General features: G+C 70.9%; 14 protein-coding genes. 7 read left to right on the plus strand and 7 right to left on the minus strand.

Annotated features, from left to right (window positions below; all coding sequences use genetic code 11):
- The first annotated feature begins 49 nt into the window (after nt 1-49).
- Both ACFVIU_RS02830 and ACFVIU_RS02835 read left to right on the plus strand, forming a co-directional pair.
- A complete protein-coding gene (locus ACFVIU_RS02830; RefSeq protein WP_385840161.1) occupies nt 50-1,189 on the plus strand; it encodes a magnesium and cobalt transport protein CorA in 1,140 nt (379 codons plus the stop codon).
- 33 nt (nt 1,190-1,222) lie between these two features.
- Nucleotides 1,223-1,732: a hypothetical protein gene (locus ACFVIU_RS02835; RefSeq protein ID WP_385840162.1), complete on the plus strand. Its 510-nt coding sequence runs from the start codon at nt 1,223-1,225 to the stop codon at nt 1,730-1,732.
- Between the two features lie 23 nt (nt 1,733-1,755).
- Here the strand turns inward: ACFVIU_RS02835 and ACFVIU_RS02840 are convergent, their stop codons facing one another.
- Nucleotides 1,756-2,514 (minus strand): hypothetical protein, encoded by a 759-nt coding sequence (locus tag ACFVIU_RS02840; protein WP_385840163.1) that lies wholly within the window; start codon nt 2,512-2,514, stop codon nt 1,756-1,758.
- A gap of 297 nt (nt 2,515-2,811) precedes the next feature.
- On the opposite strand from ACFVIU_RS02840, the gene ACFVIU_RS02845 reads away from it, so the two are divergent.
- Genes ACFVIU_RS02845 through ACFVIU_RS02855 form a run of 3 tightly spaced genes read left to right on the plus strand, consistent with a single transcriptional unit; the run spans nt 2,812 to nt 5,909 of the window.
- Nucleotides 2,812-4,113: a magnesium transporter MgtE N-terminal domain-containing protein gene (locus ACFVIU_RS02845; RefSeq protein ID WP_385840164.1), complete on the plus strand. Its 1,302-nt coding sequence runs from the start codon at nt 2,812-2,814 to the stop codon at nt 4,111-4,113.
- Nucleotides 4,103-4,732 (plus strand): DUF1003 domain-containing protein, encoded by a 630-nt coding sequence (locus tag ACFVIU_RS02850; protein ID WP_385840166.1) that lies wholly within the window; start codon nt 4,103-4,105, stop codon nt 4,730-4,732. The genes ACFVIU_RS02845 and ACFVIU_RS02850 overlap by 11 nt, the downstream gene beginning before the upstream one ends.
- 43 nt (nt 4,733-4,775) lie before the next feature.
- Nucleotides 4,776-5,909 carry an Mrp/NBP35 family ATP-binding protein gene (locus tag ACFVIU_RS02855; protein ID WP_385840167.1) on the plus strand — a complete coding sequence of 378 codons (1,134 nt, stop codon included), beginning with the start codon at nt 4,776-4,778 and terminating at the stop codon, nt 5,907-5,909.
- A gap of 60 nt (nt 5,910-5,969) precedes the next feature.
- Here the strand turns inward: ACFVIU_RS02855 and ACFVIU_RS02860 are convergent, their stop codons facing one another.
- On the minus strand, nt 5,970-6,386 hold the full coding sequence (locus ACFVIU_RS02860; RefSeq protein WP_385840168.1) for a hypothetical protein: 417 nt from the start codon (nt 6,384-6,386) through the stop codon (nt 5,970-5,972).
- 173 nt (nt 6,387-6,559) lie between these two features.
- On the opposite strand from ACFVIU_RS02860, the gene ACFVIU_RS02865 reads away from it, so the two are divergent.
- Nucleotides 6,560-9,154 (plus strand): DUF6185 family protein, encoded by a 2,595-nt coding sequence (locus ACFVIU_RS02865; protein ID WP_385840170.1) that lies wholly within the window; start codon nt 6,560-6,562, stop codon nt 9,152-9,154.
- Nucleotides 9,155-9,207: 53 nt separating this feature from the next.
- Here ACFVIU_RS02865 and ACFVIU_RS02870 read toward each other — a convergent pair whose 3' ends face one another.
- From ACFVIU_RS02870 to sigE, 5 genes are all read right to left on the minus strand, one after another.
- Nucleotides 9,208-9,870: a hypothetical protein gene (locus ACFVIU_RS02870; protein ID WP_385840171.1), complete on the minus strand. Its 663-nt coding sequence runs from the start codon at nt 9,868-9,870 to the stop codon at nt 9,208-9,210.
- 299 nt (nt 9,871-10,169) lie between these two features.
- The gene (locus tag ACFVIU_RS02875) at nt 10,170-10,625 is read right to left on the minus strand and encodes a sec-independent translocase (protein WP_385840172.1); all 456 of its coding nucleotides are present in this window, start codon (nt 10,623-10,625) and stop codon (nt 10,170-10,172) included.
- 84 nt (nt 10,626-10,709) lie between these two features.
- A complete protein-coding gene (locus tag ACFVIU_RS02880) occupies nt 10,710-12,485 on the minus strand; it encodes a trypsin-like peptidase domain-containing protein (RefSeq protein ID WP_385840329.1) in 1,776 nt (591 codons plus the stop codon).
- A 469-nt stretch (nt 12,486-12,954) separates the two neighbouring features.
- A complete protein-coding gene (locus ACFVIU_RS02885) occupies nt 12,955-14,034 on the minus strand; it encodes a zf-HC2 domain-containing protein (protein WP_385840174.1) in 1,080 nt (359 codons plus the stop codon).
- Nucleotides 14,031-14,744, minus strand: a complete 714-nt coding sequence (sigE, locus tag ACFVIU_RS02890; RefSeq protein ID WP_385840175.1) for an RNA polymerase sigma factor SigE — start codon at nt 14,742-14,744, stop codon at nt 14,031-14,033. Before sigE ends, ACFVIU_RS02885 begins: the two co-directional genes overlap by 4 nt.
- Before the next feature lie 235 nt (nt 14,745-14,979).
- On the opposite strand from sigE, the gene ACFVIU_RS02895 reads away from it, so the two are divergent.
- Nucleotides 14,980-15,678 carry an O-methyltransferase gene (locus tag ACFVIU_RS02895; RefSeq protein ID WP_385840330.1) on the plus strand — a complete coding sequence of 233 codons (699 nt, stop codon included), beginning with the start codon at nt 14,980-14,982 and terminating at the stop codon, nt 15,676-15,678.
- The last annotated feature ends 104 nt before the right edge of the window (nt 15,679-15,782 follow it).

The following is a 15,782-nucleotide window of genomic DNA, read 5'->3' on the forward strand; positions in this document are numbered from 1 at the left end:
CCACCCGTCGCCGCGCGCTTTCGCCGCCTGCCCGCGAAGGAGCCTGCCCATGTCGATGATCCGCGACCTGCGCGCCGTGGTCCGTCCGTCCCGCGTCTCGCTGCGCAAGGCGATGAACGCCGCCCCGAGCCCCGGCCCGTCGTACGACACCACGCGCGACCCGGCCACGCCCTCGGCCGTCGTCGACTGCGCCGTCTACCGCGACGGGGTGCGGGTGCAGCACGCCAAGCCGCTCACCCCGCAGGAGGCCATGCGCCTGGTGCGCCGTGACGGCGGCTTCGTCTGGATCGGGCTGCACGAGCCCACCGAGGCGGAATTCGCCGGTATCGCGGCCGAGTTCGGGCTGCACCCGCTGGCCGTCGAGGACGCGGTGCAGGCACACCAGCGGCCGAAGCTGGAGCGGTACGACGACTCGCTCTTCACCGTGTTCAAGACCATCCACTACGTCGAGCACGACCAGCTGACCGACAGCAGCGAGGTCGTGGAGACCGGCGAGGTCATGTGCTTCACCGGCCGGGACTTCTTCATCACCGTCCGGCACGGCGGCCAGGGCTCGCTCAGGGCGCTGCGGCACCGGCTCCAGGACGAGCCGGAGCTGCTGGCCAAGGGGCCCTCGGCGGTGCTGCACGCGATCGCCGACCACGTCGTGGACGGCTATATCGCGGTCGCCGACGCGGTGCAGGACGACATCGACGAGGTGGAGACCGAGGTCTTCTCGCCGGGCCCGCGCGGCGGGGCCTCGCGCGGTGTGGACTCGACGCGGATCTACCAACTCAAGCGTGAGGTGCTGGAGTTCAAGCGGGCGGTGGCGCCGCTGCTGCGGCCGATGCAGCTGCTGAGCGAGCGGCCGATGCGGCTGATCGACCCGGACATCCAGAAGTACTTCCGGGACGTCGCCGACCACCTCGCCCGGGTCCAGGAGCAGGTGCTGGGCTTCGACGAACTCCTCAACTCCATCCTCCAGGCCAACCTCGCCCAGGCCTCGGTGGCGCAGAACGAGGACATGCGGAAGATCACCTCGTGGGCCGCGATCTTCGCGGTGCCGACGATGGTCGCCGGCGTGTACGGCATGAACTTCACGTACATGCCGGAGCTGCACTGGAAGTACGGCTACCCGGTGATCATGGGCCTCACGGTCGCCCTGTGTCTCGGCATCCACCGCACGCTGAAGCGCAACGGCTGGCTGTGAGCGGGCCCGCCGGGCCTGGATAGGGTGAGCCCCATGACAAGCGAGCTGCTCGACCGGGCCCTCATCGAGGAGGCCACGAAGAAGTCCGGCCTCATCTGGGTCAGGGCCACCGGCGCTCCGGCGGCGCGTGCGCTGTGGCACGTGTGGCACGAGGGCGCGGTGTGCCTGGTGGGCGGCGGCCCCGGTGAGCAGCCGCTGGAGGGGCTGGCCGACGGGGGCACCGCCGAGGTGAGCGTGCGCAGCAAGGACAAGGGCGGCCGGCTGGTGACCTTCCCGGTGACCGTGTCCGAGGTGGCGGCCGGCTCGCCGGAGTGGGAGGCGGCGGTCGCCGAGCTGAAGGGCAAGCGGCTGAACGCCCCCGACGGCGAGGAGATGCCGGCCCGCTGGGCCCGCGAGTGCAGGGTGCTGCGGCTGACCCCGGCCGGGGCCGTGACGCCGTTGCCCGAGGGCAGCCTGGCCGAGGCGCCGGTGCCGACGCCGGCGACGACCCGGCGACCGATTCCGGCGGGCCTGCCGAGGCTGCTGGCCAAGCGACGGAAGTAGCGGCCGGCCGAAGCCCCGGGACGTCAGGACGTCGGGAGCTGCTTGCCGTAGTCCACCGTGTCCGAGGAGGCCGGCTCGGTGACGGTGAAGTCCTGGCCCCAGTCCGAGAAGCGGAGCGTGCCCGCCGCGCCGGCGCGGACCAGGCGCAGCGGGTACGGCTTGCCCTGGAGGGAGACGTCCAGGGTGCCGCCGGAGCCGTCGTCGCCGGTGATGCGGATCGTCGGGGTACCCGCCTGGTCGTGATGGCCTTCCTTCGCCAGCCTGCCGTGCAGCGGCAGCAGACCGTCGAGGAGCACGGACTTGTACGTGAAGCCGCTGAACTTCTTGTACGCGGGGTCCCCCTGCGGGACCTTCACGTACTTCCCGCCCAGCTTGGCGGCGACCGCGTCACCGCTGCCGCCGTCCTGCCCCTCGGCCTGGTTCCAGAAGCCGGCGTCGGCCTTCAGGTACAGCCGCCGGCCGACCCGCAGCAGCTGGAGGGTGGAGCCCTGCGAGGTCACCGAGCCGGTGCCGCCGTCGGCCTTGAGCCGCATGTCCAGGGTGTACGTACGGCCGCCGGCGACCACGGTCCCGGACAGCCGTACGGTCTCGGCCGCGTCCGCCGCCGACCGGGTCCGGGACTGGATCTGCCCGGCGGACAGCTTGCCCACCCCGTTCGTCCCCGCGTCCGGATCGCCACCGCCGCCACACCCGGTCAGCACCACCGCACCGGTCACGGCCAGCGCGCATGTCGCGGTCAGCAGAGGGGCCCGGCGAGGGCGGCCGGGGGGAATCGAAGTCACGGATGGGGGGCCTTTCCGACGGCTCCTGAACGGCGTACCGCAGCGTACCGGTGTACCGGCCGCCCGGCGGAGCCAGTCCGTCCGGACCGCCCACCAGGGCGTATCCGACCGGTACGGGCTAGCCTGAAGCGCACCCGAGCGGGCAGATCCGAGCAAATCCCGCCCCGTACTTCACACCCAGCAAGGCACCCGTACAGCAGCGGCACCCGTACAGGAGCCATCCGTACAGGAGCCATCCGTACAGCAAGGCATCCGCACAGCAAGGCATCCGCACAGCAAGGCAAAGGAAGCAGAGCCATGGCAGCCGGCGCCCCCCGGATCTTCGTCTCGCATCTCGCCGGGGTCCCCGTCTTCGATCCGAACGGCGACCAGGTGGGCCGCGTCCGCGATCTGGTCGTCATGCTGCGGGTGGGCCGCAGGCCCCCGCGCGTGCTCGGCCTGGTCGTGGAGCTGGCCACCCGGCGCCGTATCTTCCTGCCGATGACCCGGGTCACCGGCGTCGAGTCCGGGCAGGTCATCATCACCGGCGTGATGAACGTCCGCCGCTTCGAGCAGCGGCCCACCGAGCGACTGGTCTTCGGCGAGCTGCTGGACCGCCGCGTGACGCTGGTGGAGACCGGCGAGGAGGTCACCGTCCTCGATGTCTCCGTGCAGCAGCTGCCCGCCCGCCGGGACTGGGAGGTCGACCGGGTCTTCGTGCGCAAGGGCAGGAAGGGCAGCGCCTTCCGCCGGGCCAAGGGCGAGACGCTGACCGCCGAGTGGTCGGCCGTGACCGGGTTCTCGCTGGAGGAGCACGGACAGGGCGCCGAGAACCTGCTCGCCACCTTCGAACAGCTGCGCCCCGCCGACCTGGCCAATGTGCTGCACCACCTCTCCCCCAAGCGGCGCGCGGAGGTCGCCGCCGCCCTCGACGACGACCGGCTGGCCGACGTACTGGAGGAGCTGCCGGAGGACGACCAGATCGAGATCCTCGGCAAGCTCGCGGAGGAGCGCGCGGCGGACGTGCTGGAGGCCATGGACCCGGACGACGCGGCCGACCTGCTCGCCGAGCTGCCGGAGGCGGACAAGGAGCGGCTGCTCAGCCTGATGCAGCCCGGCGACGCGGCCGACATGCGGCGCCTGATGTCGTACGAGGAGCACACGGCCGGCGGACTGATGACCACCGAGCCGATCGTGCTGCGGCCGGACGCCACCGTCGCCGACGCGCTCGCCCGGGTGCGCAACCCGGACCTGTCCCCCGCCCTCGCCGCCCAGGTCTATGTCTGCCGCCCGCCGGACGAGACGCCGACCGGGAAGTACCTGGGCACCGTGCACTTCCAGCGGCTGCTGCGCGACCCCCCGTACACCCTGGTCAGCTCGCTGGTGGACGACGATCTGCAACCGCTCGCCCCGGACGCCACGCTGCCGGTGATCGCCGGGTTCTTCGCCGCGTACGACATGGTCGCCGCGCCCGTGGTGGACGACTCCGGCTCGCTGCTCGGCGCGGTGACCGTGGACGACGTACTGGACCACATGCTGCCCGAGGACTGGCGGGAGACGGAGTTCCACCTGGACGAGGGCGCGGGCGCGGGCGACGGGGTGGTCAGCCATGGCTCCTGAGCGCGACAGCGGCCGCACGGCGGCCCGTTCCGAGCACGGCCGGGAACGCAACCCCTCGGGCGCCACCGCCGCGACCCGGCCCCGCATGCCCCGGCTGGACCTGCCGCGCCCGCCCCGGCACCGGTTCCTGCCCGAGTGGGACCCCGAGGCCTTCGGCCGGCTGTCGGAGCGGATCGCCCGGTTCCTGGGCACCGGACGCTTCATCGTCTGGATGACGGTCGTCATCATCGTCTGGGTGCTGTGGAACATCACCGCGCCCCGGCACCTGCGCTTCGACGAATACCCGTTCATCTTCCTGACCCTGGTGCTGTCCCTTCAGGCCTCCTACGCGGCCCCGCTGATCCTGCTCGCGCAGAACCGGCAGGACGACCGGGACCGGGTCAACCTGGAGCAGGACCGCAAGCAGAACGAGCGGTCCATCGCCGACACCGAGTACCTGACCCGGGAGGTCGCCGCGCTGCGGATGGGCCTCGGCGAGGTGGCCACCCGCGACTGGATCCGCTCGGAGCTCCAGGACCTGCTCAAGGAGCTGGAGGAGCGCCAGGGCCGCAGCGACCGTGTCGTATTCCCGGCGGAACGGTCAGACCGGTCACCGGGACGTGACGCAGACGACCGCTGAGGGGCTACCCGGGGGCCCCTCACGGCGCCGTACCATCGTCCTTATGGCTACGGAAGACGCGGTGCGCGAGGCACTGGCGACGGTGAACGACCCCGAGATCAACCGCCCCATCACCGAGCTGGGGATGGTCAAGTCGGTGGAGATCGGAGCGGACGGGGCGGTCGCGGTCACCGTGTACCTCACGGTCTCCGGCTGCCCGATGCGCGACACGATCACCCAGCGCGTCACCGAGGCGGTCTCCCGGGTCGAGGGCGTCACCCGGGTCGATGTCACGCTCGACGTGATGAGCGACGAGCAGCGCAAGGAGCTGGCGGCGGCCCTGCGCGGCGGCCAGACCGAGCGCGAGGTGCCCTTCGCCAAGCCGGGCAGCCTCACCCGGGTCTACGCGGTCGCCTCCGGCAAGGGCGGCGTCGGCAAGTCCTCGGTCACGGTCAACCTGGCGGCCGCGATGGCGGCCGACGGCCTCAAGGTCGGTGTCGTCGACGCCGACATCTACGGCCACTCGGTGCCGCGCATGCTGGGAGCGGACGGCCGTCCCACCCAGGTCGAGAACATGATCATGCCGCCGTCCGCGAACGGCGTGAAGGTCATCTCCATCGGCATGTTCACGCCGGGCAACGCTCCGGTGGTCTGGCGCGGCCCCATGCTGCACCGCGCCCTCCAGCAGTTCCTGGCCGACGTCTACTGGGGTGACCTGGACGTCCTGCTCCTGGACCTGCCGCCCGGCACCGGCGACATCGCGATCTCGGTCGCGCAGCTGGTCCCGAACGCCGAGATCCTGGTCGTGACGACCCCGCAGCAGGCGGCGGCCGAGGTCGCCGAGCGCGCCGGTTCCATCGCCGTACAGACCCACCAGAAGATCGTCGGCGTGGTCGAGAACATGTCCGGGCTGCCCTGCCCGCACTGCGACGAGATGGTCGACGTCTTCGGCACCGGTGGCGGCCAGCTGGTCGCCGACGGCCTGACCCGCACCACCGGTGCGACCGTCCCGGTGCTCGGCTCCATCCCGATCGACGTCCGCCTGCGCGAGGGCGGCGACGAGGGCAAGCCGGTCGTCCTGACCGACCCGGACTCCCCGGCGGGCTCGGCCCTGCGCGCGATCGCGGGCAAGCTCGGCGGCCGGCAGCGGGGCCTGTCGGGTCTGTCGCTGGGGATCACACCGAAGAACAAGTTCTAGAAGCCGCTGCCGCCACGACGGGCGACAGCAGCTACGGCTACGCCGAAGGGGCGCCGTCCTTCACGGACGGTGCCCCTCTTCACGCACGCGCTCCTGCTCGCGCCCCGGGCACAGGTCCAGCGTGGTGCACAGCATGACCTCCTGGAAGGAGCCGGCCGGGGTCTGACCGTCCGGGCCTCGTTCGGCGTGTGGCACGAACCGCCATTGCGATGCCTTGACGTGCCGCGTCCGGTCCGCCTTCTCCACATGAACGTGCAGCGTGCGGTCCTTCGGGTCGTTCGTCTCCACCAGCACCTCGTCCGCCGCGAGCGGGAAGTGGTCGTGCAACAGGCACAGACCGAAACGGTCCAGATTCCCGTGCTTGGCCAGCACCGCCACCAGATCCCGGACGAACTCCGCGTCCCGGGGCCCCAGCCCCTCGGCTTCCGCGAAGCCGGGCAGCGGAACTCTCGGAGCGGAAACGTTTATGTCCGTCATGGTTCCTCCGTCAAGTAGTTGACGGTCATCCGATTCCATTATCAGCCACTGACCTATTTCCTGCAATTCGACAGAGAACGGCTGATGGGGTGGGTTTCGAAATTTCTTCCGCGCGTCGGGGACCGCGGCATATGACATGGTCCTAAATTCCTCACAGAGGAGGTTTCGGGGCGATGCAGGGTATCCGGTGGCGGCGCTTTTTACTGCTGATGGTCCTGGCCGCGATGTGGTGGGTGACTCCCTCGGCGGAGGCGCGACAGAACAACAGTGACGCCTGCTGGGCCCATCGGCTCGACGCCAGCACGGTGGACGCCAGAATCCAATTCGACCAGCACAGCAAGAACTACCTGAAGATCTATTCCTACATGATGGTCCGGGTCCCCCTGAACCAGTGGCCTGCAGCGCGGCAGCTGACCTTCAGTGAGGACTCCGCGGACTACCACAAGGCGATGCACTGTCTGCTGCGTGGGACGGACAATGGTCCGCGTCAGGAATGGCGGCCGCACGATCCGGTGGTGACGGCCGACACCCGAAACGTCACGGTACAGTATGATTCTTTCACCTGGATCAAGAACTACAGACCCATCCGGCTCGGTCCCTGGCAGATCGCCAGGGACAGCCACAGAATGTGGCAGATCCGCCTCCTTCCGCCGACGCTGCAGAATGCGCACTGGCAGACCATCAAGGCGGAGATGGGCGGCATGCGTTTCAATGACAGCTCCAAGCTGGCATCGTCCTCCAACGAGAAGACCCTGCTCTGGGAAAATCAGAAGCCCACGCGCATCACGTTCAAAATCGATCTCCCGTGGCAGCGCTACTGGCGCTTGAGTTATGACCAGTCGATCTGGAACAAGGTCGGAGTCGCGGCTTGGTGGGTGAGCGCTTCCCTCGTGATCGCACTGGCCGCACGGCGCACCCGGCGAACGCATTCCGCCGCCGCGGCCGGGGCGTCGGCCCCAACGGCGCAGGCCGTGGTCGCCGACACCGGAAGGGACGACGACAGCGCCGCGGGGGCCGTGCTGCAATGGGCCCTGCTCAGCGGCGCATTCGCCCTCATGCTGCTGCTGCTCATCTCCCAGCCGCCGATCAGCCCCCGGTGGCGTGCTCTCGTCTGCGTCGCCGCCGGCCTCGCCCTGGTTCTCGTCGCCCGCCCCTGGTACAGCGGTACGCCCGTCCCCGCCCCGGACGGCGCGACCGGTGACACCGGCACCGCCGACAGTCATCGCCCTCGCCAGAGGTACGCCGTCCTCGGCGTGGCGTCGGCGGTGGCGGCCATCGCTCTGCTGGTGATCCTGGCGCCGGCGATGTTCGGCCTGCCGGACGCCCTTGTGTCAAAGGCGGAGCCGAGTGTCTCCGGCGATATCGGCTATGTGCTCATGGGCCTGGCGATCGTGTGGTTGTGGCTGGCCGCCATGGCGGCGTGGGCGTGGCGTTTCGCCCGCGAGGGCGCGCTGCTCCCCGGCTCCTGGTACCGGACGTGGAACAACGCTCCCGTGCGCTGTGTCCTCGTCGTCTCCACGCTGCTCGCTGCGGTCGCCGGGAGTCTGCTCGGCTGCTTCTGGTGGGTGGCCGAAAACCAGTGGAAGAGGCTCTACTGGCTCACCGACCAGAACGCTGTGCACGGGTACGGAGAATACGCCAGTAAATCCCGGGCAAATTTCTCGTTCACCGGCCTGATCTGGATTTTCGCCTACAGTTGGATTTTGACGGGTGTCGCACTTTTCGCCTTGTTGCACTTTCACTTCGGAGCGCAAAGGACATCGGCAGACCATAAACATGAGAAGCCGATCCTGGGCCCGGCAGCCCCCGACCTGCTGCTCGTCGCGGCGGTGTTCGTCTTCACGGTGGGACTGCGGGGCGCCGCCTTCGCCGGAATCAATTACCAGTACGGCGTCTGGATCATCCTGAACATGGGTTCGCTGTTCGTGGTTCTCGCCGTGGGGCGAAAGTGGGCGGTACTGAACCAGCTGGGCAACACGTTTTGCGTGAAGAGACTGAGAAGCATGAAGCGTCGCGGTGACCTGATGGCGAAGGCCCACGAATACCGCAACATCAACCACCAGTTGCAGCTGCTGGACCAAGGACGCGCCGGGAACGTCACACGCGAGGAACTGGAAGGAAGACTTCGGGCACTGCGCCGGTGGCTGGTGGACGGATGCGGGGAAAAGAAACCACCCGCCTATCTTTCCGTCCTGGACGCCGCCCTGGCCTGGGGGCCGAGAGACCACTGGTGGAACAATGGCGTGCACGCCGGGTGTGTGGCCTTCTGCTTCGGGATCCCCGCAAGCGGAGCCCTGCTCTATCTGGACACCAAGGACCCCTGGAGCTGGATCCAGCTCACTTCCGAGCCCACGGCGATCCCGGGAGTCGTCGCGAACTTCCTCGCCTACCAGGTGGCGTGGGCGGGCGCCGGTTTCGTCCTGGGCGCGCTGTGGCGTGTGCTCCCCGGCCGCCACAGCCCCGCTCGCGCATGGAGCCTGACCTTCGCCTACGCCGTGCCCGCCTGCCTGTTCCTGCTGCTCAACGAGTTCACCGGTGTGGACTTCCGTGATCTGCTCTTCTACTCGGTGCTCATGCTCCTCATCCTGACGCTCACCAGCATCTGGATGGACACCTCGACCTTCGGGGAGGAACGGCAGTACTGGCCCCGTCGTCTCGCGCTGCTGTTGTCGCTCTACCAGCTTCGGGGGCTCTCGACACAGGGCGCCTCGATCCTGGCCCAGATCGGGGTGGCCGTAGCCATCTGGCATCAGTTGACGAGCCACTAGCCGGACACGTCCGGGACCGCCGACGGCTACGGCGGTCCCCCTGACGGATCCGGCTACGCGTACGCGGCGATGTCCTTCACCACGGAGAAGCCCAGCCCGTACGCGCTCATGCCCCGCCCGTACGCCCCCAGATGCACGCCTGCCTCCGTCGTACCGGCCAGTACCCAGCCGAACTCGGACTCCCGGTAGTAGAAAGAGGCGGCCGCCCCGTCCACCGGCAGGGACAGTCTGGACCACTCCGACCCGTCCAGGTCGTCGGCCAGCGCCCAGGCGGTCTCCGTCTGCTGCTCCAGCCAGTCGTCGCGCAGGCTGTGGTCCATCTGCCCGGGCCAGGTGAAGGAGAGCAGCCCCACCCCCGCCAGCCACGCAGCCGAGGAGACCGAGGTGGCCTCCAGCAGTCCCGTACCGTCGGCGCTGCGCCGGGACGGATGCGCGGCGACGGTGACCACGACCGCGAACTTCTCCCGCGGCTCACCGGGGGAGCCGGTCTCGCCGCGGACGGAGGGCTCGTCGCCGTGCCCGATCGACCCGTGTTCGACGGCGCCGTCGGAAGCCATACCGACCTGCATCAGCCAGCGCGGTCCCGTGAACGCCTCGTCCAGGGCGTACCACGGGAAGGGCGCCTCCAGGTAACCGTCGACCGTACGCCGGGCGGAGGGCAGCTGCTGCCCCTCCGCGACCGGCGCCTGCGCGCCCACCCGACTCGTCGTCTCCATCTGCCCGGACGCCTCCTCGCTCTCGTCGGACCGGGGCGGCCCGCCCCCCTTCGGGCGTACTCCTCCGGTCCGCACAACAACTCGGCAGCATATCCACACCGGTGAGAGCGGCAGGGCAGGCGTCGGTTGCGTGGGTCGCGCGAACGGCCTGTTCAGGCCGTGCGAGCCGGATGTCCGTTATGAAACGCGTCACGTGCACGGCGCGTGCGCCGGTGCGCGTGTCGCCGTGTGGCGTGTCGCCGTGTGGCCTGCTGCCGTGTGGCGTGCCGCTATGTGGTGGGCCGCTATGTGGTGGGCCGCTATGTGGCGTCGGCGTCGAAGAGCGGCCGGTCGTCCGTGCCGGGCTCCTCGGGCTTCTTGGTCATGTCGACCCGGCCGCCGGAGGACGAGGAAGCGGAGGACGAGGAGGAGGCGGGGGCGGACGGCTCGGTGTCGTAGCCGTTGACCGCGTCCGTGACCTCGGCCACCTCCTTCTTCAGGTCGAAGCCGTTGCGGATCTCCTTCAGCCCCAGATCGTCGTTGTCCAGCTGCTTGCGGATGAACGTCTTGGGGTTGAGGTCCTCGAACTCGAAGTCCTTGAACTCGGGACCCAGTTCGTTGCGGATGTCCTGCTTGGCGCTCTCCGAGAACTCGCGGATCTTCTTGATCGTCCGTGTGACGTCCTGAATGACCTTGGGGAGCTTGTCCGGGCCGAAGACGAGCACGGCGATAACGATGATCGTCACCAGCTCCAGTGGCCCTATGTCATTGAACACCTGACGCTCCTTGCGATGTCCTCGGTCGCTCAACGGTACCCGGCGTTCCTGTCCGACCGGTACCGTCCCGAGGTGAGACTTCTGTCAGTTCTGCTCGGAAGCGCCCAGCACGAGTGAGACCTCGCGCTCGCCGCCGCCGCGTTCGACCGTCAGCCGCAGCCGGTCGCCGGGGCGATGGGCGCGGATCTTGACGATCAGCTCCTGGGCGGTGTGCACACGCTGTCCGTCCACGTCGGTGATGACGTCGCCCGACCGCAGGCCCGCCCGCTCGCCGGGGCCGCCCTTGAGGACCGCGGGGCCGCCGTCCGCGCTCTGGCGGTCGATCCGGGCGCCGTCACCGGTGTAGCCCATATCGAGGGTCACGCCGATCACCGGGTGGCTGGCACGGCCGTCGTTGATCAGTTCCTCGGCGACGCGCTTGGCCTGGTTGACGGGGATGGCGAAGCCGAGGCCGATGGAACCGGCCTGGCCGTCCGCGGAGTCGGAGCCGCTGTCGGCGGAGCGGATGGCCGAATTGATGCCGATGACCTGGGCCTGCCGGTCCAGCAGGGGCCCGCCGGAGTTGCCCGGGTTGATGGGCGCGTCGGTCTGCAACGCGTCGACGTACGAGACGTCGCTGCCGTCGTCCTTCTCGCCGCCGGACGTGATGGGCCGCTCCTTGGCGCTGATGATGCCGGAGGTGACGGTGTTGGCCAGGTCGAAGGGGGCGCCGATGGCCACGACGGGGTCGCCGACCCGGACCTCGTCGGAGTTGCCGAGGGGCAGCGGGGTGAGTCCGTGGATGCCCTGGACCTGGACGACGGCGAGGTCGTAGCCGCTGTCCCGGCCGACGATCCGCGCCTTGACGGTGTCACCGCTGCTGAAGGTCACGGATATCCGGCCGCCCGACGCGGCGGGCGCGACGACGTGGTTGTTGGTGAGGATGTGGCCCCGGGTGTCGAGCACGAATCCGGTGCCGGTGCCGGCCTCGTCGGAGCCGCTGACATGGATCGTGACCACGCTCGGCAGCGCCCGGGCGGCGATCCCCGCCACGCTGTCCGGCGCCCGCCCCGCGGGCACGTGCCCGGCCTGCGGCAGGCTCACGTCGCCGTCCAGTCGCTGGCGCTCGACATACGCGCCCACGATCCCGCCGACCCCGGCGGAGAGGACCGCGACGACCAGGGTCCACCCGAGCAGAAGCCGCCTGGCCCGGCGGCGCCGCTGCTCCTTCGACGGCACGGCGGCACCGCTCTGCTGCAACGGCCCGTGCACCAGCATCCGCCCCTCGCCGGAACCGCCGGCCCAGGGGTCGTACCGCTGCCATGGATCCGAGGGAACCTGCGACTCGGGCCCCACCCCGGCCGGGGCAGCGGGAACGGGTGCGGCCAGCGCGGGCGCCTGTGCATGCCCAGGGGCCGACGGCACGGCCGCTGCGGGTGCCGGGTGCCCGGGAGCCGACGGTACGGCCGCTGCCGGTACCGGGTGCCCCGGAGCCGACGGTACGGCCCCTGCCGGTATCGATATTTGTCCGGGGGCGGCCTGGCTCTGCACCGGTACGGCCGCTCCCTGGGGCAGGGTGGCCGTCGCCGGGTGCTGGACGGGGGGTGCGGGTGCCCAGGGCCCCGGCTCGCCGTACGGCGGGGTGCTGTACGGGTCGGGGTCGTGCAGGGGCCTGGGCCGCTCGCCCGGAGCCGGCCACCCGGCCTGCCCACCCTCGACCACCCCACCGGCGCCGGCGGCCCCCTCGACCACGGTCCCCGCTAGGTCAGCGCCCTGGACGACAAGGCCCTCGACGTCGGCCCCCGCTACGGCAGGCCCTCCTACGGCAGCAGGCCCCTGCACCGCAACAGTCTCGTCGGCAGACCCGAGCGCCGCAGTCATCTTGACGGCAGAACCATCCATGGCAGGGCCCTCGGCGACAGGCCCCTCAACCGCAGTGCCCTGCGCCGCAGCCGCCTTCACGGCAGAACCCTCGGCCACACCCTCGCGCGCAGCCCCCTCGGCCGCACCTCCAGCCGCAGCACCCTGCACCGGCCCGTCCTCCGCCCCCTCCTCCGCGGCAGCGGCCGGCTTGGGCAGTTCGAAGTCGCCGTCGGGGGGTGTCTCGGCGGGGCGTGCCAGTTCGAAGTCGTCGGTCCTGGACCGGGATTCCGCGGACTCCCCCGCCGCTCCCTCCGAGTCGTCGCCCGGCGGGACACGGTTCCCCTCGTTCATGCTCTCCCCACGGCTGGCCGCGGCCGCACGCTTCGGCGGCGGCCGCGGAACGTCGACTGCGCGCCCGGGTCATCGCCACGGGCACGGCCCTCACAGGATTCAACCAGGTTCGCGGGCCGGGGAGCAGGGGCCGGTCTCAGCGGGCCTTGTGGGGGTGGGGTGGGTCGAGCAGGGAGGGGGACGCCGAGGGAGCGGATGTGGGGAGGGGGGCGGGAGCGGACAGCAGCCCGTGTCCGGACAGCAGCCTGTGTCCGGACAGCAGGCCGGGACCGGTGGCATCGGGCGTCGGCGACCAGGCGGGGAGCGGTGGCAGCACCGTCTCGTCCAGCGGGCGTATCAGCGGGGACGCGACGGCCGCGCCCGCTGTCGCCGGGGCGGTCAGCGGGCGTACGGCGCCCTGGGGGCCGGTGTCCTGCTGCCCGGTCCCGGGCGAGGGCATGCCGGGCACCATCGGCGCGGCGACGGAGGTCGGTGCGACCGAGGTCCCGGCGAGCAGCGCGCTGCCACCCTGGGCGAGCAGCGGGCCGACCGGCCGGCGGCGCTGGGTGTCGGGCGTCGCCGCGCCCGATCCGCTGCCCGCCGGACGGGACGGCACGACTCCGGTGCCGGAACCGCCGCGGGCGTCCGCGCTGAAGTCCCCGGGAACGGCGGTGGTGACGCCGCCGAGGGCGATCGCGGCCAGCGACACCGCACCGGCCGCGGCGAACGCGAACCGCAGCCCGCGCGAGGCCGGGCGGGCGTCGTCCGGGCGGCCGACGGGATGGATGCGGAAGCCGCGCTGCTCCGCCGCGGAATCGGGTGCGGCCGGGGCGTGCGGGGCGTCGGGGACGTATCCGAGGGTGAAGCGCTCGCCGCGCCGCGCCCCGAAGACGCCGAGGGCGGCGGAGGTTCCGGAGGGGCCGGGGGCGATGCCGCGTCCGAAGAGGCCGCCGCCGGGCGTCGGGCCGTCCCCGTCCAGGTCGCCGCCGGGCAGGCCTTGGAGGCGGGCCAGCAGGCTCGCCGAGGGCGGCGGCGGGGCGGCCTCCGCGAAGACGCTCTTCAGTGCGCGCTGGGCGTCCGCCTCCGCCTTGCACCGGGCGCAGGTGGCCAGGTGGGCGAGGACCCGCTCGCGCGTCTCATGACCGAGCTCCCCGTCCACCAGGGCGGAGAGTCGGTCTCCCAGGTGCTGCTCTGCGAGGTGCCCTTCCTCGACAGGTTTCGGCCGTGATCCACTCACGCGGTCGCGCCCCCTCCCCCCAGAGCGGGCACACGGGGCCTGAAGGAGCGGCGCTCGGCCGCGCGGGCCTCCGGGGACCGGTGCGCGAGCGCCTTGCGGAGCTGGGAGCGGCCGCGGTGGATACGGGAGCGGACGGTGCCGAGCTTGACGCCGAGGGTGGCGGCGATCTCCTCGTACGACAGTCCTTCGATGTCGCACAGGACGACGGCGGCGCGGAACTCGGGCGCGAGGGTGTCGAGGGCCTGCTGGACGTCGGCGTCGAAGTGCGCGTCGCTGAAGATCTGGTGCGGGGTGGGCTCGCGGCTGGCCAGGCGCTCGGCCGCGTCCTCGCCGAGGGCGTCGAAGCGGATGCGCTGCTTGCGCCGGACCATGTCCAGGAAGAGGTTGGTGGTGATGCGGTGCAGCCAGCCCTCGAAGGTGCCCGGCGAGTACGTCGACAGCGAGCGGAAGACCCGGACGAAGACCTCCTGGGTGAGGTCCTCGGCGTCGTGCTGGTTGCCCGTCAGGCGGTAGGCGAGGCGGTAGACGCGAGCACTGTGGGTGCTGACGATCTCGTCCCAGGTGGGCGGAGTCCACGCCTGCCCGTCCGCGTCGGTGGAGAAGGTCGCGGTCTGGGCGTCGCCTGCGGCGAAACCGGTGGCGTGGCTGTCAGCAGCGGTGTCGGTCACGGATTTCGGCCTGCCCGCCGACCCGAGGAAGCGCCGCAGCACTCCGCCCCGGTCCCCGGGCGCAGCCGCACCTCCCCTGTCGGCTCTGGTGGTGTCCAGTGGAGCCCCTACCATAGCCACCTCGCCCGTTAGCTCCGGATAAGCGGTTTTACGAGAATTTGATACGCGCTGACACGCCTCACCCGGCTGTGTCGGCAGTTGCTCGGTGTCCTCTTCCACCTCTTACCCCCCCGTCGCCTCCCCGGCCACCGTCTCATCCCTATAAACGCCCGGTCCCATCTGCGGGTTCCCGTCGCCAACGGATACAGTCACGCCCAGGCATCCACGGGGACAGGAGAGGGTCATTACCGGCAACCGGCAGACGAGCTGGGCGTTCGCCGACGCCTTTGTCGCCGAGGAAGAAGCGCTGCTCTGGGCCCGTGACCGCGCCCGGGAGGCAGGGCTGCGTTCGGTGTCCCCCAGCACGGGCGCCGCGCTGCGACTGCTCGCCGCCTCCGTGGACGCGAAGGCGGTCGCGGAGATCGGCACGGGCTGCGGGGTGTCCGGAATCCATCTGCTGCACGGGATGCGGCCGGACGGGGTGCTCACCACGGTCGACCCGGAGCCGGAGCACCAGCAGTTCGCCCGGCAGGCCTTCCGCGCCGGGGGCTTCGCCAGCAACCGGGCCCGCTTCATCCCGGGCCGCGCCCTCGACGTGCTGCCCCGGCTCGCGGACGCCGGCTACGACCTGGTCTTCTGCGACGGGGACCGGCTGGAGTACTCGGACTATCTCGCTGAATCGTTGCGCCTGCTGCGACCTGGCGGTCTGGTGGTGTTCGAGGGGGTCTTCGCCAACGGCCGCACGGTCGACTCCGGGCCGCAGCCCACGGAGGTGCTGCGGCTGCGGGAGCTGCTGCGCACGGTGCGCGAGAGCCAGGAGCTGGTGCCGTCGCTGCTGCCGGTGGGCGACGGGCTGCTGTGCGCGGTCAGACGCTGAACAAAACCTGCGCTCCACGGCCCGCCTCGGCAGGCCGCAGAGCGCAGGTTCCGAAGACGCGGCTGCCCCGGCACCGCGTACGATGCCGGGGCAGCCGGGAGGAC

Origin of the sequence: Streptomyces sp. NPDC127190, from assembly GCF_042672505.1 — a bacterium.
Lineage (GTDB): Bacteria > Actinomycetota > Actinomycetes > Streptomycetales > Streptomycetaceae > Streptomyces.

What these genes read in the sequence shown, in the direction of transcription:
- ACFVIU_RS02830 (WP_385840161.1), top strand. Translation starts at nt 50, where the DNA reads ATGTCGATGATCCGCGACCTGCGCGCCGTGGTCCGTCCGTCCCGCGTC.
- ACFVIU_RS02835 (WP_385840162.1), top strand. Translation starts at nt 1,223, where the DNA reads ATGACAAGCGAGCTGCTCGACCGGGCCCTCATCGAGGAGGCCACGAAG.
- ACFVIU_RS02845 (WP_385840164.1), top strand. Translation starts at nt 2,812, where the DNA reads ATGGCAGCCGGCGCCCCCCGGATCTTCGTCTCGCATCTCGCCGGGGTC.
- ACFVIU_RS02850 (WP_385840166.1), top strand. Translation starts at nt 4,103, where the DNA reads ATGGCTCCTGAGCGCGACAGCGGCCGCACGGCGGCCCGTTCCGAGCAC.
- ACFVIU_RS02855 (WP_385840167.1), top strand. Translation starts at nt 4,776, where the DNA reads ATGGCTACGGAAGACGCGGTGCGCGAGGCACTGGCGACGGTGAACGAC.
- ACFVIU_RS02860 (WP_385840168.1), bottom strand. Translation starts at nt 6,386, where the DNA reads ATGACGGACATAAACGTTTCCGCTCCGAGAGTTCCGCTGCCCGGCTTC.
- ACFVIU_RS02865 (WP_385840170.1), top strand. Translation starts at nt 6,560, where the DNA reads ATGCAGGGTATCCGGTGGCGGCGCTTTTTACTGCTGATGGTCCTGGCC.
- ACFVIU_RS02870 (WP_385840171.1), bottom strand. Translation starts at nt 9,870, where the DNA reads ATGGAGACGACGAGTCGGGTGGGCGCGCAGGCGCCGGTCGCGGAGGGG.
- ACFVIU_RS02880 (WP_385840329.1), bottom strand. Translation starts at nt 12,485, where the DNA reads ATGACTGCGGCGCTCGGGTCTGCCGACGAGACTGTTGCGGTGCAGGGG.